Annotated in this window: 20 protein-coding genes; 10 read left to right on the forward strand and 10 right to left on the reverse strand. The window is 63.6% G+C overall.

Annotation, left to right across the window (positions count from 1 at the left end):
* The first annotated feature begins 114 nt into the window (after positions 1-114).
* A complete protein-coding gene (locus MOK15_RS00090; protein ID WP_242929713.1) occupies positions 115-1,515 on the forward strand; it encodes a porin in 1,401 nt (466 codons plus the stop codon).
* Positions 1,516-1,772: 257 nt separating this feature from the next.
* Here MOK15_RS00090 and rplL read toward each other — a convergent pair whose 3' ends face one another.
* The 3 genes from rplL to MOK15_RS00105 all read right to left on the reverse strand — a co-directional run bounded on the left by rplL (position 1,773) and on the right by MOK15_RS00105 (position 3,999).
* Positions 1,773-2,150 carry a 50S ribosomal protein L7/L12 gene (gene rplL, locus MOK15_RS00095; protein ID WP_242929714.1) on the reverse strand — a complete coding sequence of 126 codons (378 nt, stop codon included), beginning with the start codon at positions 2,148-2,150 and terminating at the stop codon, positions 1,773-1,775.
* 69 nt (positions 2,151-2,219) lie between these two features.
* Positions 2,220-2,735: a 50S ribosomal protein L10 gene (rplJ, locus tag MOK15_RS00100; protein ID WP_242929715.1), complete on the reverse strand. Its 516-nt coding sequence runs from the start codon at positions 2,733-2,735 to the stop codon at positions 2,220-2,222.
* Between the two features lie 739 nt (positions 2,736-3,474).
* Positions 3,475-3,999 carry a RecX family transcriptional regulator gene (locus MOK15_RS00105; RefSeq protein ID WP_242929716.1) on the reverse strand — a complete coding sequence of 175 codons (525 nt, stop codon included), beginning with the start codon at positions 3,997-3,999 and terminating at the stop codon, positions 3,475-3,477.
* 186 nt (positions 4,000-4,185) lie between these two features.
* On the opposite strand from MOK15_RS00105, the gene MOK15_RS00110 reads away from it, so the two are divergent.
* Positions 4,186-5,907: a fatty acyl-AMP ligase gene (locus tag MOK15_RS00110; protein ID WP_242929717.1), complete on the forward strand. Its 1,722-nt coding sequence runs from the start codon at positions 4,186-4,188 to the stop codon at positions 5,905-5,907.
* 123 nt (positions 5,908-6,030) lie between these two features.
* On the opposite strand, the gene MOK15_RS00115 is transcribed toward MOK15_RS00110, so the two are convergent.
* The 7 genes from MOK15_RS00115 to aroQ all read right to left on the reverse strand — a co-directional run bounded on the left by MOK15_RS00115 (position 6,031) and on the right by aroQ (position 10,663).
* Positions 6,031-6,780 carry a ParA family protein gene (locus MOK15_RS00115; protein ID WP_242929718.1) on the reverse strand — a complete coding sequence of 250 codons (750 nt, stop codon included), beginning with the start codon at positions 6,778-6,780 and terminating at the stop codon, positions 6,031-6,033.
* 123 nt (positions 6,781-6,903) lie between these two features.
* Positions 6,904-7,248 (reverse strand): arsenate reductase family protein, encoded by a 345-nt coding sequence (locus MOK15_RS00120; protein WP_242929719.1) that lies wholly within the window; start codon positions 7,246-7,248, stop codon positions 6,904-6,906.
* The gene (locus MOK15_RS00125) at positions 7,245-7,919 is read right to left on the reverse strand and encodes an aquaporin (RefSeq protein ID WP_242929720.1); all 675 of its coding nucleotides are present in this window, start codon (positions 7,917-7,919) and stop codon (positions 7,245-7,247) included. Before MOK15_RS00125 ends, MOK15_RS00120 begins: the two co-directional genes overlap by 4 nt.
* Positions 7,916-8,248, reverse strand: coding sequence for a metalloregulator ArsR/SmtB family transcription factor (locus MOK15_RS00130; RefSeq protein WP_242929721.1), 333 nt, complete (start codon positions 8,246-8,248; stop codon positions 7,916-7,918). Before MOK15_RS00130 ends, MOK15_RS00125 begins: the two co-directional genes overlap by 4 nt.
* A 30-nt stretch (positions 8,249-8,278) precedes the next feature.
* Complete coding sequence (gene accC / locus MOK15_RS00135; protein WP_242929722.1) at positions 8,279-9,631, reverse strand: acetyl-CoA carboxylase biotin carboxylase subunit; 1,353 nt, start codon at positions 9,629-9,631, stop codon at positions 8,279-8,281.
* A gap of 14 nt (positions 9,632-9,645) precedes the next feature.
* The gene (accB, locus tag MOK15_RS00140; protein ID WP_242929723.1) at positions 9,646-10,128 is read right to left on the reverse strand and encodes an acetyl-CoA carboxylase biotin carboxyl carrier protein; all 483 of its coding nucleotides are present in this window, start codon (positions 10,126-10,128) and stop codon (positions 9,646-9,648) included.
* Between the two features lie 94 nt (positions 10,129-10,222).
* Positions 10,223-10,663 carry a type II 3-dehydroquinate dehydratase gene (gene aroQ / locus MOK15_RS00145; protein WP_242929724.1) on the reverse strand — a complete coding sequence of 147 codons (441 nt, stop codon included), beginning with the start codon at positions 10,661-10,663 and terminating at the stop codon, positions 10,223-10,225.
* Positions 10,664-10,777: 114 nt separating this feature from the next.
* Between aroQ and thiS the strand changes: the two genes are divergently transcribed.
* The 8 genes from thiS to MOK15_RS00185 all read left to right on the forward strand — a co-directional run bounded on the left by thiS (position 10,778) and on the right by MOK15_RS00185 (position 18,932).
* Entirely contained in the window at positions 10,778-11,779 is a 1,002-nt protein-coding gene (gene thiS / locus MOK15_RS00150; protein ID WP_242929725.1) for a sulfur carrier protein ThiS, read from the forward strand.
* A gap of 95 nt (positions 11,780-11,874) precedes the next feature.
* A complete protein-coding gene (locus MOK15_RS00155) occupies positions 11,875-12,585 on the forward strand; it encodes a CoA transferase subunit A (RefSeq protein ID WP_242932582.1) in 711 nt (236 codons plus the stop codon).
* Positions 12,585-13,475: an HAD family acid phosphatase gene (locus tag MOK15_RS00160; RefSeq protein ID WP_242929726.1), complete on the forward strand. Its 891-nt coding sequence runs from the start codon at positions 12,585-12,587 to the stop codon at positions 13,473-13,475. The genes MOK15_RS00155 and MOK15_RS00160 overlap by 1 nt, the downstream gene beginning before the upstream one ends.
* Positions 13,475-14,110, forward strand: coding sequence for a CoA transferase subunit B (locus MOK15_RS00165; protein WP_242929727.1), 636 nt, complete (start codon positions 13,475-13,477; stop codon positions 14,108-14,110). Before MOK15_RS00160 ends, MOK15_RS00165 begins: the two co-directional genes overlap by 1 nt.
* Before the next feature lie 9 nt (positions 14,111-14,119).
* Positions 14,120-14,560, forward strand: coding sequence for an HIT family protein (locus tag MOK15_RS00170; protein ID WP_242929728.1), 441 nt, complete (start codon positions 14,120-14,122; stop codon positions 14,558-14,560).
* Between the two features lie 42 nt (positions 14,561-14,602).
* Positions 14,603-15,898 carry a glycosyltransferase family 1 protein gene (locus MOK15_RS00175; RefSeq protein WP_242929729.1) on the forward strand — a complete coding sequence of 432 codons (1,296 nt, stop codon included), beginning with the start codon at positions 14,603-14,605 and terminating at the stop codon, positions 15,896-15,898.
* Between the two features lie 126 nt (positions 15,899-16,024).
* Positions 16,025-17,656 (forward strand): beta-3-deoxy-D-manno-oct-2-ulosonic acid transferase, encoded by a 1,632-nt coding sequence (locus MOK15_RS00180; protein ID WP_242929730.1) that lies wholly within the window; start codon positions 16,025-16,027, stop codon positions 17,654-17,656.
* Complete coding sequence (locus tag MOK15_RS00185; RefSeq protein WP_242929731.1) at positions 17,649-18,932, forward strand: capsular biosynthesis protein; 1,284 nt, start codon at positions 17,649-17,651, stop codon at positions 18,930-18,932. The genes MOK15_RS00180 and MOK15_RS00185 overlap by 8 nt, the downstream gene beginning before the upstream one ends.
* The last annotated feature ends 20 nt before the right edge of the window (positions 18,933-18,952 follow it).

An 18,952-nucleotide genomic window follows, 5' to 3' on the forward strand; every position in this document is an offset into this window, starting at 1 on the left:
CGCCGCCGCCAACCGGGATCGGGCGATATCGGCAGTCATAAAAATGACATCGTAACTACGCCTGTTTGTAACAGGAAATTCATACGGGCGTCGCCAGACAAGAAAGGGAAACAGATGACGCCCCGATTTCGACTGGCTGCCGGCACCGCGCTGGCGCTGCTGATGATGCCGGCGCCGGCCGTTGCTCAGGCGATCAGTGCGGCGGAGGCGGCTTCGTTGCGAGCGCAGATCGCCGCGCTCAGGGCGCAGGTCGACCGGCTGGAAGCGCGATTGGATGGTCAGACGCCCGCACCCCAAGCCAGCGTTGTCCCACCGTCCCCGGCCGCCGGTGCGCCAGCCCAGATCGCACAAGCCAAGCCCGCGAGCGAGACCGCTGTCGGCTGGAAGGGTGGGCCGGTCTTTTCCAGAGGGGCAGCCAGCTTTCACGTCAAGGGCCGCATCCAATATGATGCCGGGCTGCTGATGACGCCGGGCGGCGTCAATGACCGCGCGAAGGGCTATTCCAACGAACTGCGCCGCCTGCGGCTCGGCGGGGAAGGGCAGTTGGGCGGCGGTTTCGGCTATAAGCTGGAACTGGAGCTTTCGGACAACAGCGTCGATCTGGTCGACACCTTCATCACCTATGAGAAGGGCAAATGGCTGATCACGCTGGGCAATCATAACGCTTTCCAGTCGCTGGATGAACTCATCAGCGATACCGGCGGCGCAGTCATGGAACGGGCAGCCTTCACCGACGCCTTCGGCTTTGAACGGCGCCTGGGTCTTTCGGCGCAATATCGGTCCGGTATCCTGCTGGCGCAGGCGGGTATCTTTTCCGACAGCGCCGATTCGCTGACCAATGACAGCGATGGGGCCGATGGCGGGGACGAGAATAACAGCTATAGCGTCGATGGCCGTGTCGTGCTGGCGCCCCGGCTGGGCAAGACCCAGTTGCATTTCGGCCTGTCAGGTCACTGGCGCGATTTGCAGCGGCTGAGCGAGACTCCCCAGCGATACCGGCAGCGCGCCTATCTCCACAGCGCGAACAGCCGCTTCCTGGCGACGCCCAACATTCCGGCGGATGGTGAGAGCCATTATGGTCTGGAGTTCGGCGGGGAGCGCGGCCCGCTCTGGTGGGCGGGGGAAGCGCACTGGCTGCGCGTATCGCGGCCGGGACTGGCCGATCCCACCTTCTTCGGCGGCTATGGTGAGGTCGGCTATGTGCTGACCGGGGAGAGCCGCGGTTACAAAAATGGCATTTTCGGCGTCGTGAAACCTGACAGTCCGGTCGGCAGCGGTGGCTGGGGCGCGCTGCAGGCGACGCTGCGCTATGATTATCTGAGCCTTAACGACAAGGATATTGTCGGCGGCACGCAGAATGGGATCATCGCGGCGCTGGTGTGGACCCCGATCGAATATCTGCGCTTCAACGTCAACTATGCGCATCTTGCCTATACCGACGCGGCGATCCTAGCTGGTGGACGAAGCGACTATGGGGTGGATGTGATCGGCTGGCGCGCGGAACTGGATTTCTGACCGGCTTGGACGGCCGGCGGAAACCTTATGCCAAGATGCGTAGAGAATGACTCATCAACTTTGGTTGCTTGTTCCCCGGCCTTCGCCGGGGAACGGGTCTATATCGGTTCCAATCAATGCAACCCGCTATTATGCTCAATTGCCATGCAAGCCTATGCTGGCATGACGAAAAAAGGGCGGCAACCTGAAAAGGTGCCGCCCGATATCCTCCGACCCTGGGCCGGAACGATGTGCCCCGGATATCCGGGGCGCACCGATTACTTCAGCTCGACGGTCGCGCCAGCTTCTTCAAGCTGCTTCTTGACCTTCTCGGCCTCGTCCTTGTTCACGCCTTCCTTGACGGCCTTCGGAGCGCCTTCGACCAGAGCCTTGGCTTCGGTCAGGCCCAGGCCGGTGATGGCGCGGACTTCCTTGATGACGTTGATCTTCTTGCCACCGTCGCCGGTCAGGATGACGTCGAATTCGGTCTGCTCTTCAGCAGCGGCGGCGGCGGGAGCACCAGCGGCCGGGCCAGCGACGGCGACGGCAGCGGCGGCCGAAACGCCCCACTTTTCTTCAAGAGCCTTCGACAGCTCAGCGGCTTCGAGGACGGTGAGGGCCGAAAGCTGGTCGACCAGAGCGTTGATGTCTGCCATTTGTCTAATTCCTTTTATGGGGCAATGCGCCCCGTCAGATGAGGGTCAAAAAATCGGATGGGAAACGGCTCAGGCCGCTTCCTTCTCCGCATAGGCGTTGAAGACGCGCGCAAGCTGCGCAGCCGGTGCCTGGGTGACGGTCGCGAGCTTGGTCGCGGGTGCAACGAGCAGCCCGACGATCTTCGCACGCAGTTCATCCAGCGACGGCATCGACGCCAGGGCCTTTACGCCCTCCGCATCGAGCAGCACTTCGCCCATCGCGCCGCCAACGATCTCAAGCTTGTCGTTGGTCTTGGCGAAATCGATCGCAACCTTGGCGGCGGCAACCGGGTCGACCGAGGTGGCGAGGCCGACAGGGCCGGTCAGCAGGTCGCTGATCGAGCCGTAGGCGGTGCCATCAAGGGCGATACGGGCGAGGCGGTTCTTCGTAACCTTGTAGGACGCACCGGCTTCGCGCATCTTCTGGCGCAGGACGGTCGACTGGGCGACGGTCATGCCGAGGTTGCGGGTCACGACGACCACGCCAACTTCTGCCAGCTCTGCGTTCAGCGCGGAAACGACCTCAGCTTTCTGATTACGATCCATGCCATTACTCCACTTCATGTTCGCCGACCTGCATCGGCAAACGACTAAACCCACGCCTTGCGGCATGGGGCACTAGGTCCGAAGGGGAGAGATCGACTGGCCCGCATCCATGAGAAACAGGCAGACCCGAATCGGGCGCATGGCCCGTTCGGCAAAGAACTTTTCCCCGTCTAGGCTGGACATTAAGAAGGGCAGATTCCCTTCACCAACTGTCTCGGACGGAAGACCCACGGCATTGCTGCCAGGAGTCTGCTGCGCGCGCCTTTAAGGGAAAGCGCGCGTTGTGTCACGCGGAATCTGGGGCGACCGGGCGCGCCTCCGTCGCGACAGGAAGGTCACAATCGGGCGACAGGGCGGGGCGTGCTGGTCCATCGGGCAGGATAGATCAGAAGAAATCCTACGGGGCGCAGCTTTCGTGAGATGGAATATCTGACCTTGCATATAGTGAAAGTGATTGGTTTCAGGCGGCCAGAGAGAGACATATTCAGCCTCTCCTGCAAGGGAGGGGAATGTCTTGGTTCCACCCCTCTTCGTCATCCCCGCCTTCGCGGGGATGACGATGGAGCAAAAGGGGCTGTCGCCTACCCATCCCATGCCGTCATGCTGACGAAAGTCAGCATCCATTGGCGCAATGGTTGTACGTTGATGAAAGGCTGAGGCTCATGGATCCCAGCTTTCGCTGGGATGACGGAATATGGGAATGTCCGCCCCACCCATTCCGCCCTTCGCCCCTGTTCCGTTACGCTTCTTCTTCCGGCGCTTCTCCCGGTGCTGCATCCACCCAGCGGCGCGCCACGGCATAATCATGCCCTGCGCGCAGGAAGGCGGCGATCGCCTTTTCGCGCTGTTTGGGGTCGAGCGGCGCCATGGCGTAGGGGCCGAGGCGCTTGCGGCGGGCGAAACGATCGGCCGCCGACCAGGCTTCCGATGCAATCTGCGCGTTCGCCTGTTCGCGATCGCTTTCCGCAATGCCTGCCGCGCGCAGCGTTTCTTCGATCCGGCGCGCACCATAGCCGCGCCGGGCCAGCGCCGCGCTCTTCATCACCGCATAGCCGGCGTCGTCGATATAGCCCAGTTCCACGAAGCGGTCGGCCAGTCCTTCCGGATCGGCGGGCTGTTCGCCACCCCAGCCGCGATCCCGCAATTTTCGTTGCAGATAGGCGAGCAGCTTGCCCCGGCTGATGGCGAAACGCGCGACATGACGCAGCGCCAGGTCGCGCAGCGCTTCCTCGTCAAGCGGCGGAGGGGGGCGTTTCCCGGTCATGCCGAATCTCAATGCCCGATGCGCCATGTTTATGCCACAGTCGGGCCGGAATTTTACCGTGCCTTGTCGGCTATTAAGCAATGCTGGAACGGAATAGGCGGTGCAACCGGCGGCCAAAGCTGCTAACGGCCGCGTTTTCGTAAGTTTAAGACATTGGGTGAAACCAATATGACGGGTTCGCAAGAGATGATGGCACCGACGCCGACCACTGACGATCTGCCGCGCCGCTTCTCTGATTTCGAGACGCTGGGGGAGGCGCTGGACTATGCGGCCCAGGGCAAGCGCGGCCTGAATTTCCATGATGCGCGCGGCAATCTGGCGCGCGCCTATCCGTTCAGCGAACTGCGCGCCGACGCCATCGCCTGCGCCCACCGCCTGATCGCCCATGGCGTGCAGCCGCAGGATCGCGTCGCGCTGGTCGCCGAAACCGGCGCGGATTTCGCGATGCTGTTCTTCGGCATCGTCTATGCCGGCGCCTGGCCGGTGCCGCTGCCGCTGCCGACCAGCTTCGGCGGCAAGGAAAGCTATATCGATCAGCTCAACGTCCAGCTTTCAAGCTGCGACCCGATGCTGTTCCTCTTCCCCAAGGAACTGGAAGAGATGGCGGGCGAGTCCGGTCGCCAGAAATCGGTGGAGAGCATCGCGTTCGAGGATTTCCTGGCCCGCGACGTCATCCCCGCCGACCTGCCCCAGGCGAAGACCGACGAGATCGCCTATCTGCAATATTCGAGCGGATCGACCCGCTTCCCGCATGGCGTCGCCGTCACCCATCATGCGCTGCTCAGCAACCTGTCGGCGCACAGCCATGGCATGGAAGTGCAGGACAGCGACCGCTGCATAAGCTGGCTGCCCTGGTATCATGACATGGGCCTGGTCGGCTGCTTCCTGTCGGTCGTCGCCAACCAGGTGTCGACCGACTATATGAAGACCGAGGATTTCGCCCGCCGCCCGCTGGCCTGGCTGGACCTCATCAGCCGTAATGAAGGCACGTCGATCAGCTATTCGCCGACCTTCGGCTACGACATCTGCGCGCGACGCATGTCGAGCCAGACTAAGGCGGCCGATCGTTTCGACCTTTCCCGATGGAGGCTCGCGGGCAATGGCGCGGATATGATCCGCCCCGACGTGATGCAGAGCTTCGTCGATGCCTTTGGCGACGCCGGGTTCAGCCCGAAGGCTTTCCTGCCCAGCTATGGCCTGGCCGAAGCGACGCTGGCCGTCACCATCATGCCGCCGGGCGAGGGCATCATCGTCGAACTGGTCGAGGAAACCGACCTGTCGGGCGGCGACGCGCCGGAGGGGCGTCCACAGCGTTTCCGTTCGATCGTCAATTGCGGCAAGCCGGCCAAGGACATGATCGTGGAAATCCGCGACGAAGACGGTGGCCTGCTGAACGAGCGGCAGATCGGCAAGGTGTGGACTACCGGTCCCAGCCTGATGGTCGGCTATTTCCGCGATCCCGAAGCGACCGCCGCCTGCATGGCCGACGGCTGGCTGGACACGGGCGACATGGGCTATCTGTCCGACGGCTATCTCTACATTGTCGGCCGCGCCAAGGACATGATCATCATCAACGGCAAGAACCACTGGCCGCAGGATATCGAATGGGCGGTGGAGCAGTTGCCGGGCTTCAAGCAGGGCGACATCGCCGCCTTCGCCATCACCACGCCGGGCGGCGAGGAAGCGCCCGCCGTGCTGGTCCATTGCCGGACATCGGACAATGAGGAGCGGTCGCGCCTGCGCGATCAGATCCGCGAGCGGGTCCGCGCGATCACCGGCATGAACTGCGTGGTCGAACTCGTGCCGCCGCGCACCCTGCCGCGCACCAGTTCGGGCAAGCTCAGCCGGTCGAAGGCGCGCAACCTCTATCTGACCGGCGAGATTCGACCCTACGACATCGCGGCCTGAGAGCAGGTTGCCATTATTGGGAGCTGGTTGTTCCCCGGCGTAGGCCGGGGTCCAGCTCCACGGCCTGAACTGGACCCCGGCCTGCGCCGGGGAGCATGAAATAAGTCCATAATTGGCTTGATGTTATTTCGCGTGCAGTTGCCGTTCCACCTGCGTCCACAGCGCGGAGAAGGCCTGCGCCGGGGGTGACGTAGGCGCGAAGGCGCCGAGCGGTTTGCGGCGTACCGTCATCTGCTCGATCGCGCTGGCCATCGGGATGGCGGGCCAGCCGGATTGTTCTTCCAGCGCCTTGCGATGGAGGCTCCGGCGACGATCGACCATCGAATAGACGGGCAGGATCGGCGCATGATTGCCGCCACGCTGGACCAGATAGCGGGCGACCTCCCCCATGGCGCGTTGCGACAGCGGTGAGGGGATTACCGGGATGACGATCATGTCGGAGGCGCGCAGCACCTGTTCGCTGGTTTCGGTGAGGCCCGGCGGGCAATCGAGGATGATGCGGTCATAATCGCGGCCCAGCGTTTCGATCAGCTTGGCGAGTCGTTTTTTCTTGTCCATCTCGCGGAACAGATGATCCAGGCCACGCAGCGACGTGTCGGCGGCGATCAGGTCCAGCCCCGGCACGGTCGATGGCTGGATCAGCTTCCTGATCTCCACATCCTTGCTGAAGATCGCCTGCGCCGCGTCGCGGCTGGTCTGGTCGGTGGAAATCAGCCAGCTCGATGCCGCCTGCGGATCGAGATCCCAGAGCAGCGTGCGCCGTTTCGAGATGCTGGCCGACGCCCAGGCGAGGTTGATCGCGAAGGTGGTTTTACCCACACCGCCCTTGAGGCTGTAGACGGCGATGGTCGCCAATACCGGTTCCTTTGCCATGAGACGGGAGGCTACGTTTTCCTCCCGTCAAAGCAAGGACTGAAATCATGTGATTGTTACACGGGCATGATGCAGCCTGACGGGACCAGGCGCATCGTCGAAAATGATCGACGATGCGACGGATCAGAGGATGTCGCGCACCATGTCCTGCGGGCGGCAGAAGCGCACGCCCTTTTCGGTTTCGACGAAGGGCCGGTTCACATAGGCGGGATTGGCGGCCATCGCGTCGAGGATTGCGTCGCCGTCCATGTCCGGAAGGCCGCGTTCCTGCGCATCGGTTCCCATCAACCGCAGCGCTTCACGCGGGGTCAGGCCGGCGTCGGCGATGAGTTGCGCGACCTTTGCCCGTGTATAGGGCGTCTTGAGATATTCGATCAACTCGACCTCGACGCCGGGCGTTTCCTGGAGGATGGCCAGCGTCTTGCGCGATGTGCCGCAATTGGGATTATGCCAGATGGTGGCCTTCATGATGTCGGGCTTTCCTGTGGTTGAAGGGACGGGGATGAAGGTGCGGCGAGCAGCCATCCGGCCATATGATAGCCCGCCAAGGCCCCTGCGCTCTGGGCGAGGATGAAGGCCGGGACGTCGAGGGGGCGGATGCCCGCGAAACTATTTGTCAGCGCGCGCGCCAGCGTCACCGCCGGATTGGCGAAGCTGGTCGATGCGGTGAACCAGTAGGCGGCGACGATCCAGGCGGCGACCAAGGCAGGCAGCGCGGCGGGGCGGAAACGTGCGCCCAGGCGAATGGTGAGCAGCAGGCCAAAGGTCGCAATGGCTTCCGCAAGCCACTGTGCCGGGCCGGTGCGCGTGGTTGCGCCAACTTGCAACAGCGACTGCTGGAACATCAAATGGCTGAGGGCCGTGCCCAGAAGGCCGCCGCTGCATTGCGCCGCGATGCGGGGCGCCCATTCGGCGCGGGGAGCGAGCAGCAGCGAAACGACGGGATTGAGGTGCGCACCGCTGATCGGTCCCAACAGGGTGATGAGGGCGTAGAGCATCGCCCCGGTCGCCGCGCTGTTCGCCAGCAGGGCAAGGCCCATATTGCCGCCCGACAGCCGTTCGGCCATGATGCCCGAACCGATCACGGCGGACACGAGCAGGGTAGTGCCGAGCGCTTCGGCGGCGGCTATCCTCTTCATGCTCCGTTGCCGCCCGGTTCACGGGAGCCGCCGCACAGGTCGGGCCGCCCGCCGCAGCATTGGTCGGTCAGAAACTCTACGAGACCACGGACCGCGGGCGGATTGACCGCATAGAGGAGGTGGCGCTGCTGGCGGGTGGACCGGATGAGGCCGGGCCGTTCCAACGCCGCCAAATGGTGGGAGAGGGTGGAAGGAACCACCCCCAGCCGTTCCGCTATTTCGCCAGCCGCCATGCCCTCGCCCGTTCCCGCAGCGAGCAGGCGGAACAGCGCCAGCCGCGTACCATGGGCGAGTGCGCCGAGTGCTTCAATGGCCTGGTCTGATTCCATATTTCGATATTACTCGAAATATGGAAATGCTCAAGCCTGCCCGTCCCGCGCCAGCCATTCTTCCAGCCACTTGATCGTATAATTGCCGTCGAGGAAGTCGGGATCGGTCAGCAGCGCCTGGTGCAGCGGGATGGTGGTCTTCATCCCTTCGATCACATATTCTTCCAGCGCGCGGCGCAGGCGCATGATCGCGCCTTCGCGGGTGCGGCCATAGACGATCAGCTTGCCGATCATGGAGTCGTAATAGGGCGGCACCTTATAGCCCTGATAGAGGCCGCTATCGACGCGGACATGCATCCCGCCCGGGACATGATAGCTGGTGACGGTGCCCGGCGAAGGCGCGAAGGTTTTCGGGTCTTCGGCGTTGATGCGGCATTCGATCGCATGGCCGGTGAAGCGGATATCTTCCTGCGCCACCGAAAGCGGCTTGCCCTCCGCCACGCGGATCTGTTCGCGAACCAGGTCGAGGCCGGTGATCATCTCCGTCACCGGATGCTCCACCTGCAGGCGGGTGTTCATCTCGATGAAGTAAAATTCACCATTTTCCCACAGAAACTCGATCGTGCCCGCGCCGCGATAGCCCATGTCGGCCATCGCCCTTGCGCAGATGCCGCCGATGCGTTCGCGCTCGGCCTGGCTGAGGATCGGCGAGGGGGCTTCTTCCAGCACCTTCTGGTGGCGGCGCTGGAGCGAGCAGTCGCGCTCGCCCAGATGGATGGCATTGCCATTGCCGTCGCCGAAAATCTGGATTTCGATGTGGCGCGGATTGCCGAGATATTTCTCGATATAGACGGTGGCGTCGCCGAAGGCGGCTTTCGCTTCCGAACCTGCCTGCTGCATCAGCGTTTCGAGCTGATCGGGCGAGGTGCAAACCTTCATGCCGCGACCGCCGCCGCCGGATGCCGCCTTGATGATGACGGGATACCCCGCCGCTTCGGCGATAGCTTTTGCTTCCTCAAGCTCGCTGACCGCGCCGTCCGACCCTGGGACCAGCGGCAGGCCTAGCGCGCCTGCGGTGCGCTTCGCCTCGATCTTGTCGCCCATTGTGCGGATATGTTCGGGCTTGGGGCCGACGAAGGCCAGGCCGTGCGCTTCCACGATTTCGGCGAACTTGGCGTTTTCCGACAGGAAGCCATAGCCTGGATGGATCGCGTCCGCGCCGGATATTTCCGCTGCGGAGATGATCGCTGCGACGTTCAGATAGCTGTCTCTGGCTGCGGGCGGGCCGATGCAGATCGCCTCGTCGGCCAGGCGCACATGCATGGCGTCGGCGTCGGCGGTGGAATGAACCGCGACGGTCTTGATGCCCATTTCATGGCAGGCGCGGTGGATGCGGAGCGCGATCTCGCCACGGTTGGCGATCAGCAGCTTTTCAATGGCCATAAGCGATGCGGGCCTTATTCGATGACGATCAGCGGCTGGTCATATTCGACCGGCTGGCCGTTATCGACCAATATCGCCTTGACCGTCCCGGCGGCGGGGGCGGTGATCGCGTTCATGACCTTCATGGCCTCGACGATCAGGATGGTCTCACCCGCGGCGACCTGCGCACCCACGCGGGCGAACGGCGCGGCGCCCGGTTCGGCCGACAGATAGGCGGTGCCGACGATCGGCGATCGGACCATGGTGCCGGCCGGAACGGCGGCTTCGGCGGCGGGCGCAGCGGGGACGGCCGCCGGAGCCGCCGCGACGGGCGCTGCAACGGGAGCGGGGGCGTAGACGGCGGCGGGCGCACCGCCAACCTTGCGCGCGACGCGGATCTTGCGATCGCCGTCTTCCACCTCGATTTCCGTCAGGTTGGTGTCGTCGAGCAGCGCGGCGAGATCCCGCACGAGTTGTACGTCCACCTGCATTGCGCCCTTTTCAATCTTATCGTTCATCGGAAGTCCCTGGACGGTGAATGTCGTATCTGGTGCCCGCGCCTATGCGTATTTACGGCAAAGCGCAACTTTTGTGCGTCGGAATCACGGTCGGCTATAGCTCCAGCGCGGCTTCCAGCGCCAGCATATAGGATAAGGGGCCAAAGCCCGCGATCGTCCCTTTTGCGGCCATGCCGACATAGCTTTTGTGACGGAAAGCCTCGCGTGTGTGCGGGTTGGACAGATGGATTTCGATCACCGGCACCGTCACCGCCTTGATCGCGTCATGCAGCGCGATGGAGCTATGGGTGAGGCCGCCGGGATTCATGATGATGGCGTGGGCGCCTTCCTGATGCGCTTCCTGGACCCAGTCGATCAGATGGCCTTCATGGTTCGACTGGCGGAAGTCGATCTCCACATGAGCGCGGTTGGCGGCATCCTCCATCCGCTCGGCGATATCGTCGAGCGTGTCATAGCCGTAAATTTCCGGCTCGCGGGTGCCGAGCATGTTGAGATTGGGTCCGTTCAGCACATAGATTTTGCGCGTGTCGGCCATGGCGATCCCCCTTCTTCTGTTGCGGCGGGGGCAGGGCCGCCCCTATATGCGGCACGATCCTTAGCCCTTCCTGTCTCGCTTAGTCGAGACATCTTCGCCATTCGGGAAAGCATAGTGAGCATAGACGGCACCATCTCCATCCATATCAATGGCGAGCATCGCCGCATCCGCCAGGGCATGACCCTGGCTGACCTGGCGAGCGAACTGGGTTTCGTGCCGGAAAAGGTGGCGGTGGAGCGTAATCTGGAGGTCGTGCCGCGGTCCACCCTGGCGCAGGTCAGGGTCGAGGATGGCGACGAGCTGGAGATCGTGCATTTTGTCGGCGGGGGCGATGCGTCTCCGGTCGACGACGATAGTTGGACCGTGGCGGGCAAGACCTTCCGATCGCGCCTGATCGTGGGCACCGGCAAATATAAGAGTTTCGAGCAGAATGCGGCGGCGCTGGCGGCGTCTGGCGCGGAGATCGTGACGGTCGCGGTGCGCCGGGTCAATGTCAGCGATCCCAGTGCGCCGATGCTGACCGACTATATCGACCCGAAGAAGATCACCTATCTGCCCAATACGGCGGGCTGCTTCACCGGTGAGGACGCGATCCGCACGCTGCGCCTGGCGCGGGAGGCGGGCGGCTGGGACCTGGTGAAGCTGGAAGTGCTGGGCGAGGCGCGAACCCTCTATCCCGACATGGTGGAAACGCTTCGTGCCACGGAAGTCCTCGCCAAGGAAGGCTTCAAGCCGATGGTCTATTGCGTCGACGATCCGATCGCCGCCAAGCGGCTGGAAGATGCGGGCGCCGTTGCGATCATGCCGCTGGGTGCGCCGATCGGGTCGGGACTGGGCATCCAGAACAGGGTGACGATCCGCCTGATCGTGGAAGGCACCAAGCTGCCGGTGCTGGTCGATGCGGGCGTCGGCACGGCGTCGGAAGCGGCGGTGGCGATGGAATTGGGCTGCGCCGGTGTGCTGATGAACACCGCCATCGCCGAGGCGAAAGACCCGGTGCTGATGGCTGCCGCGATGAAAGCGGGCGTGGAAGCGGGACGCATGGCCTATCGCGCCGGGCGCATGGGCAAGCGCCTCTATGCCGATCCGTCCAGCCCGCTGGCGGGATTGATTTGACCCTGCCGTAAATCCTTTCTTTTCGCTATCGCAGCAAATTGACCGACTCCTTTCCTCTGCCTATGGCAGGAGCAAAGACGGAAGAGGAACAGGCGATGGTGAACAAGCTCTACCCCGATGCCGCGGCTGCGCTGGAGGGGCTTCTCTTCGACGGGATGCATATCTGCGCGGGCGGTTTTGGCCTGTGCGGCATCCCCGAACGGCTGATCGACGCGATCCGCGATTCGGGGGTCAAGGACCTTACCATCGCCTCCAACAATGCCGGGATCGACGGCGAGGGGTTGGGTAAGCTGCTGCGCACGCGGCAGGTGAAGAAGATGATCTCCTCCTATGTCGGGGAGAATAAGGAGTTCGAGCGGCAATATCTGGCCGGCGAGCTGGAAGTCGAGTTCTGCCCGCAGGGGACGCTGGCCGAACGCTGCCGTGCCGGCGGCGCGGGCATTCCCGGCTTCTATACCAAGACCGGCGTTGGCACGCAGGTCGCCGAGGGCAAGGAAGTCAAGAATTTCGACGGACAGGATTATATCCTGGAGCGCGGCATCTTCGCCGATATCGCGATCATCAAGGGCTGGAAGGCCGATGAGAGCGGCAACCTGATCTTTCGCAAGACGGCGCGCAACTTTAACGCGCCCATGGCGACGGCGGCTAAGATCTGCGTCGCCGAAGTCGAGGAAGTGGTGCCGGTCGGCAGCCTCGATCCCGATGCGATCCACCTGCCGGGCATTTATGTGAAGCGCATGATCATCGGCGCGCCTTACGACAAGAAGATCGAGTTTCGCACGACGCGGGCGCGGGAAGCGGCCTGATGCCGGTGATGACGCGCATAGGCCTGGCGTTGCTGCTGGCGCCGCTGGCAGCCTGTGCAACGACGCCAACGGTCTCCGCGCCGCCCGCGACTGTTTCCGCGCCGCCCGCCAATCCGCCCGCAGGGATGCAGTATCTGTACGGGTCGGGCGAGGCGTCGGCGCTGTCGGTGCAGGCTTGGCATGCGCTGCTGGGCTATGTGACGGCGAAGGTGAAGGCGCGCCCGGTCGACAGCGTGGTGCTGGCGGACGGGGCGAGCCTCGATACGCCGAAATTCCTGCCCTGTGGCGACAGGCCGCTTGCTGCGATATTCGATGTCGATGAGACGGTGATGCTCAACATCGGCTATGAATATCATGATGCGAAGACCGGTCGGGGCTGGAACGCCGCCGAGTGGGATGCATGGGAGAAGAGTGGCGAGGGTGCGGTTAGCGCCGTGCCGGGCGCGGTCGAGGGCGTCGCCGCCCTGCGTGGCCTGGGCGTGACGGTCATCTTCAACACCAACCGCGCGGCCGCCAATGCCGATGCGACCGCGCGCGCCATCAAGGCTGCGGGGCTGGGCGATGTCGTGCATGGCCAGACGCTCTATCTGAGCGGCGACGACGCGATGGGTCCGCGCAAGGATGGCCGCCGCTGGACGATTTCCTCCAGATATTGCGTCATCGCCATGGGCGGCGACCAGCTTGGCGACTTTTCCGACCTGTTCAATGCCGGGCAGTCCGTACCCGCGCGCCGCGCCGCGACCCTGCAACCGCCGATCGCGGGTCTGTGGGGCAATGGCTGGTTCGTGCTGCCCAACCCCGTCTATGGCAGCGGCCTGAAGGGCGGGTTTGATGACATATTTCCGATGGACAAAAGGTGGGCGCTGCCCACCGATGGGGAGAAGCAATAATGCCCTGGACTCGTGACGAGATGGCCGCGCGCGCGGCGAAGGAATTGCAGGACGGCTTCTATGTGAACTTAGGGATAGGCATTCCGACGCTGGTGGCGAACCATATTCCCGATGGCGTGGAAGTGACGCTCCAGTCCGAGAACGGGATGCTGGGCATCGGCCCCTTCCCCTATGAGGGGGAGGAGGACGCCGACCTCATCAACGCGGGCAAGCAGACGATCAGCGAACTGCCGCAGTCGGCCTATTTCAGTTCGGCCGACAGCTTCGCGATGATCCGGGGCGGGCATATCGACCTCACCGTATTGGGCGCGATGGAAGTGGCGGAAAATGGTGACATCGCCAACTGGATGATCCCCGGCAAGATGATCAAGGGCATGGGCGGCGCGATGGACCTGGTCGCGGGCGTCAAGAAGATCATCGTCGTGATGGAGCATGTGTCCAAGAATGACGATCCCAAGTTCATCCCTGCCTGCACCCTGCCGCTGACCGGCCGGAATGTGGTCGACATGATCGTCACCGACCTGTGCGTGTTCCAGCGGCCCGACCATGATAGCCCGTTCAAACTCTTCGAACTGGCGCCTGGCGTGACCGCGGAGGAAGTCACTGCTAAGACGACCGCCCATTATATCAGCTAAGGTCACTCCATGAGCCTAGACGGCACCTATGACGACGCCAATGTCTTTGCGCTGATCCTGGCGGGCAAGATCCCGTCGACCAAGATTTACGAGGACGATACGACATTCGCCTTCCTCGATATCATGCCGCAGACGCGGGGCCATGCGCTGGTCATTTCCAAATGGTCCAAGGCCCGCAACCTGCTGGAGATCGAGGATGAGGCGCTGGCGCAGGTGATGGCGACTACCAAGAAGGTCGCCACCGCCATCCGCAAGGCGCTCGACCCCGACGGTATCCAGATCGCGCAGTTCAACGGCGCGCCGGCGGGGCAGACCATCTTCCACCTGCATGTTCATATCCTGCCGCGCTGGGAGGGCGACCCCAGGGGCTTTGCCGCCCATGGCCATGGCGCGCCGGTGGATGTAGGCGAATTGCAGGCGTTGGCCGACGAGATTCGCGCGCAGCTCTGATGCCTCTTTCCTTCTCCACCCCTCTGCGGGACAGGCGCTGAGATGGCTTTGCGTCCCTTCAATGCGCCCGGCGCGCGACTGGCCCTGCGGTCCAAACGCGCCAGCGAGCGGTTCCTGGGTCAGCGTGGCGAGAGCGAGGTTATCCTCGACCTGTCGCGGCTGCTCTCGCGGGCTTTCCATCCGGCGCCGACCGGGATCGACCGGGTCGAATATGTCTATGCCCGCGAATTGCTGGAGCGGCTTCCCGATCGGCTGGCCTTCGCCGCCGTCCATCCGGCGGGCGGCTATTATGGCCGGCTGGACAGTGCCGCCGTTCGCCAGTTCCTAGCCTTCACCGCGGCCAAATGGCGCAACGCCCGATCGGCCGACGCGGGAGAGGGCAAGGCGGCGGTGGTCCGCCACATGTTCGCCACCCGGCCCCGCCCCGTTCCGCGCGCGACCCGCCCGCGCATCTATCTGCAGGTGTCGCCGCACCATCTGGACGATCATGGCCAGGTCGGCGCGATCCTGCGCGCCGAGGGGGCGAAGCTGGTGACGCTGGTTCACGATGTCATCCCGCTCAGCCATCCCGAATATGCGCGGCCCCAGGGCGCCGACGAGCATCGCAAGCGGGTGCGCACGATCGACAGCTATGCCAGCGGCATCATCGGCAACAGCCAGGCGACGATCGACGCGCTTGTGCCGCACATGAGGCAGGGGCTGGATGGGCGCGTGGTGCGCGTCGCCCATTTCGGCGCCGACCCGCCCGACATTTTCGGCGCGCAGGACGAGAGCCTGCCCGACCGGCCCTATTTCGTCTACATCTCGACCATCGAGCCGCGGAAGAACCATCTTCTGCTGCTCAACCTGTGGCGGCGTCTGGTGGAGGAGCAGGGCGACCGCGCGCCGATGCTGGTGCTGGTCGGCCGGCGCGGTTGGGAAAATGAAAATGTCATCGACATGCTGGAACGGGCCGAGGCGCTGCGCGGCCATGTGATCGAAGCGGGCGAAGTGTCCGACAACCGGATGCAGGCGCTGGTCGCCCATGCCAGGGCGATGCTGATGCCTTCCTTTGCCGAAGGGTTCGGTATGCCGGTGGTGGAGGCGCTGGCAGCGGGCGTGCCGGTGATTTGCAGCGACATCATCGCCCATCGCGAGGTGGGTGGCGCTGCGCCCGACTATCTCGATCCGCTCGACGGTCTGGGGTGGATGCGCGCCATCTGCGCCTATGCCCCGCCGGATTCGGCGGAACGTGCGGCCCAGTTGGCGCGGATCGCGGACTGGCGCGCGCCGACCTGGCGTGACTATTTTGACATCGTTGCCGATCTGATCGAAGAAGTAACGGCTTCTGTTTCTTGACCTTCGTTCCCCCGCCGCCCAAGGATGGCGGCGAAGGGGCATGAAGATGCAGTGCGCGATGCGCTCAGGGAAGATGTGGCATGGGGCGGCGGCGGAATCGACTGGTCAGCCGGTTACTGCCGACTCATGCCCATGACTCCCTTTCTGCGATCCCCGCCCTTTCCCCATGTCGCGCCTTCGACGGCGGCGATAACCATGCTGCTTGGCGATGGGCAGGATGGAGAGGCGGTATCGGACAGCCTGCTCGATAGCGTGGTTGCGGCACGGGTGGGTGGCACTTTCTGGGGGCGTCGCCCGCCACCGGTGCGATTGCTGGTGCGGATCGGGACGCCGGTTGACCCCGAAGCGCTGGCGGGGCTGTATCCCGATCAGATCGGCCTGCTGCCGGGGAAGGGGCGAGCGCCCGTGGTCGGCAGGATGCTGCCGGCCGATTGTGATCCCTGGGCGCTGATCGAGGGCGCGCAGGCGCTCCATGCGATGGAGCAGGATGAATGGGCGCTGGTCGCCGGGTTGATGGGCGTGCCGGTGATCGGTTCGGATGGCACGCGGATCGATCCCGCAAGGCTGCGGGCGGCGGCAAGGGCCGCGATCGGCCAGGCGCGGTATCGCGATCCTTTTTCAGGTGAGCCGGTGGATGCGGCCGCAGCCGTTATGCAATTGGCCGACTGGCGGCGGCATCTGGATGGCAATCGCGGCATTGCCGCAGCCAGCGGCATGGCGTTCTGGAAGCGGGAAGCGATCCGCCTATTCTTGTGGGACGGGGTGCAATCGCCGCCCCTTCTGTCCGTATCGCGCGGTTTGCGCCGGGCGCGGCAGGAGAGGGGCGCGCTGGCTGTCTGGCCATCCCGCGTGCCGTCAACCACCGTGCAGGCTGCCGCCACGCAGCACATAGCGCTGGCGCAGGTGGAGGATGGGTTCATCCGATCGAGCGGCCTGGGCGCAGCCTTGCATCCGCCCGGGTCGGTGGTCGTCGACCGCACGGGCATTTATTATGACGCGCGTGCCGCGAGCGATCTGGAGATGCTGCTTGCGACCCATGATTTCCCGGCACCGCTGGTTGAGCGTGCGGCGCGACTGCGCGCGCGCATCTGTTCGGCCGGTGTGACCAAATATGGTCCGGAGGCTGGAGATATGTTGTCGCTCCCGGAAGGCCGGCGCACGGTGCTGGCCATAGGGCAGGTCGAAGATGATCTATCTGTCCGGTTCGGTGGTGCGGATGTCGGTGGCAATCTCGATTTTCTTGCGCGGGTGCGTCGTGCGGAACCCGACGCCTGGATCGTCTACCGCCCCCATCCCGATGTGCAGGCCGGTCATCGCAAGGGACATTTGACCGATGCCGTCGCCCTTGCCCATGCCGACGCGATCGACAGCGGCGCGCCGTTGATGGAACTGGTTCAGGCCGTCGATGAGGTGCATGTCCTCAGCTCCCTGACCGGGTTCGAGGCGCTTATGCGTGGCTGCCGCGTCACGGTACATGGTATGCCCTTTTATGCCGGCTGGGGGCTGACCCGCGACCTTGCCCAGGTGGTCGTCAGGCGGGGGCGGCGCTTGACCCTGGATCAGCTTGTCGCCGCTGCATTGATTCTCTATCCTCGTTATCTGGATCCGTCGACGCAATTGCCATGTGGACCGGAAGTGATGGTCGAGCGCATGGCGAGCGGGTCGACGCCGCCGGTGACATCGCTTATCCGGTTACGGACGTTACAGGGGAAGTTACGAAGATTTATGACATTGTCCGCAGAGTATCTTCGTGGTTGAAGCGTCGATGAAAACTTTCCTGTTCCTGCAAGGACCGCATGGCCCCTATTTCGCGATGTTGGCTGATGCCCTGCGCGACAGGGGGCATCGCGCGTTGCGGATCAACATCAATGGCGGCGACAAGATCGATTGGCCTGGAGTGGCCACGGATTATCGTGGCACTTTCCGCAACTGGCCGCTCTTCTTCGACGATTTCATTGTCAATCTAGGTGTCACCGACCTGATCCTATACGGTGATTGCCGACCCTATCATACATCGGCGCACGGCATGGCGCGCCTGCGCGGTCTGCGCGTCCATTGTATGGAGGAAGGCTATATCCGGCCCGATTTTCTGACGCTGCAGGATGATGGCGTGAACGGCAATTCGACCTTGCCGCTCGACCCGCAATGGTTTCTCGACCAGGTGCAAAACCTGCCTGATGCTGAAGTTGTCGAGCCGACTGTCCCTTCGACTTTCCGGGCACGGGCGCGCAACACCATGCGGAACGGCCTCGCGTCAGCGATGATGCGGCCTTACTTCCCCTATTACAGGACACATCGGCCACACAGTTTTCTGCTCGAATCGGCCGCCTGGTGCTGCAAGCTGATGATGCGGCAGGGAGAAGCGAGGCGATCGCTGGCAGTATGGGAAGCGATCAAGGATCGGCCCTATTTCACCCTGCCGTTGCAGCTCAATTCGGACTATCAGATCCGGGTGCATTCGCCCTTCGGCAATATGCGTGCTGCCTTGCGCTTCGTCATCAAGAGCTTTGCGCAACATGCTCCGAAACATGTCTTGCTGGTCGTGAAGCGGCATCCGCTCGATCCAGGCCTTGTCGCCTGGAATCGCCTGACAAAGCGGCTGGCGACTCATTATGGAGTCGCGGATCGGGTTTGCTATCTGGCTGACTGGGACATTGCCGAAGTGGTGGGCAGGTCGCGGGGTGTGGTGACGGTGAACAGTACGGTGGGAACGCTGGCGCTCAACAGCGGCAAGCCGGTGGTCGTGCTGGGCCATGCGGTCTACAAGGTGCCTGGCGTGGTTCACCATACCAGTCTCGACGATTTCTGGGCAGCGCCACGTCAGCCGGATATGGAACTCTATTCCGCTTTTCGCCGTGTGTTGGAGGACCGCTGCCTTATTCGTGGGGGTCTGCTCAGTGAGGCAGGGTTGCAGATGCTCGTCGCCAACGCGGTCGGGCGACTGGAAAAGGAGCCGTCCGAAGTGTTGCCGATGCCGCAACCGGTCGGACGCAGGCGACGGTCCATGGGTGTGGTGCGGGGTGACGCCGCCTGATCCTGCAGGCCGTGCTTTCA

The sequence above is a fragment of the Sphingobium sp. BYY-5 genome (genome assembly GCF_022758885.1).
Lineage (GTDB): Bacteria > Pseudomonadota > Alphaproteobacteria > Sphingomonadales > Sphingomonadaceae > Sphingobium.

Excerpts from the sequence above, each read along its gene's own strand:
- MOK15_RS00090 (WP_242929713.1), top strand. The coding sequence starts at position 115 with ATGACGCCCCGATTTCGACTGGCTGCCGGCACCGCGCTGGCGCTGCTG.
- rplL (WP_242929714.1), bottom strand. The coding sequence starts at position 2,150 with ATGGCAGACATCAACGCTCTGGTCGACCAGCTTTCGGCCCTCACCGTC.
- rplJ (WP_242929715.1), bottom strand. The coding sequence starts at position 2,735 with ATGGATCGTAATCAGAAAGCTGAGGTCGTTTCCGCGCTGAACGCAGAG.
- MOK15_RS00105 (WP_242929716.1), bottom strand. The coding sequence starts at position 3,999 with ATGACCGGGAAACGCCCCCCTCCGCCGCTTGACGAGGAAGCGCTGCGC.
- MOK15_RS00110 (WP_242929717.1), top strand. The coding sequence starts at position 4,186 with ATGATGGCACCGACGCCGACCACTGACGATCTGCCGCGCCGCTTCTCT.
- MOK15_RS00115 (WP_242929718.1), bottom strand. The coding sequence starts at position 6,780 with ATGGCAAAGGAACCGGTATTGGCGACCATCGCCGTCTACAGCCTCAAG.
- MOK15_RS00120 (WP_242929719.1), bottom strand. The coding sequence starts at position 7,248 with ATGAAGGCCACCATCTGGCATAATCCCAATTGCGGCACATCGCGCAAG.
- MOK15_RS00125 (WP_242929720.1), bottom strand. The coding sequence starts at position 7,919 with ATGAAGAGGATAGCCGCCGCCGAAGCGCTCGGCACTACCCTGCTCGTG.
- MOK15_RS00130 (WP_242929721.1), bottom strand. The coding sequence starts at position 8,248 with ATGGAATCAGACCAGGCCATTGAAGCACTCGGCGCACTCGCCCATGGT.
- accC (WP_242929722.1), bottom strand. The coding sequence starts at position 9,631 with ATGGCCATTGAAAAGCTGCTGATCGCCAACCGTGGCGAGATCGCGCTC.
- accB (WP_242929723.1), bottom strand. The coding sequence starts at position 10,128 with ATGAACGATAAGATTGAAAAGGGCGCAATGCAGGTGGACGTACAACTC.
- aroQ (WP_242929724.1), bottom strand. The coding sequence starts at position 10,663 with ATGGCCGACACGCGCAAAATCTATGTGCTGAACGGACCCAATCTCAAC.
- MOK15_RS00155 (WP_242932582.1), top strand. The coding sequence starts at position 11,875 with ATGGTGAACAAGCTCTACCCCGATGCCGCGGCTGCGCTGGAGGGGCTT.
- MOK15_RS00160 (WP_242929726.1), top strand. The coding sequence starts at position 12,585 with ATGCCGGTGATGACGCGCATAGGCCTGGCGTTGCTGCTGGCGCCGCTG.
- MOK15_RS00165 (WP_242929727.1), top strand. The coding sequence starts at position 13,475 with ATGCCCTGGACTCGTGACGAGATGGCCGCGCGCGCGGCGAAGGAATTG.
- MOK15_RS00170 (WP_242929728.1), top strand. The coding sequence starts at position 14,120 with ATGAGCCTAGACGGCACCTATGACGACGCCAATGTCTTTGCGCTGATC.
- MOK15_RS00175 (WP_242929729.1), top strand. The coding sequence starts at position 14,603 with ATGGCTTTGCGTCCCTTCAATGCGCCCGGCGCGCGACTGGCCCTGCGG.
- MOK15_RS00180 (WP_242929730.1), top strand. The coding sequence starts at position 16,025 with ATGCCCATGACTCCCTTTCTGCGATCCCCGCCCTTTCCCCATGTCGCG.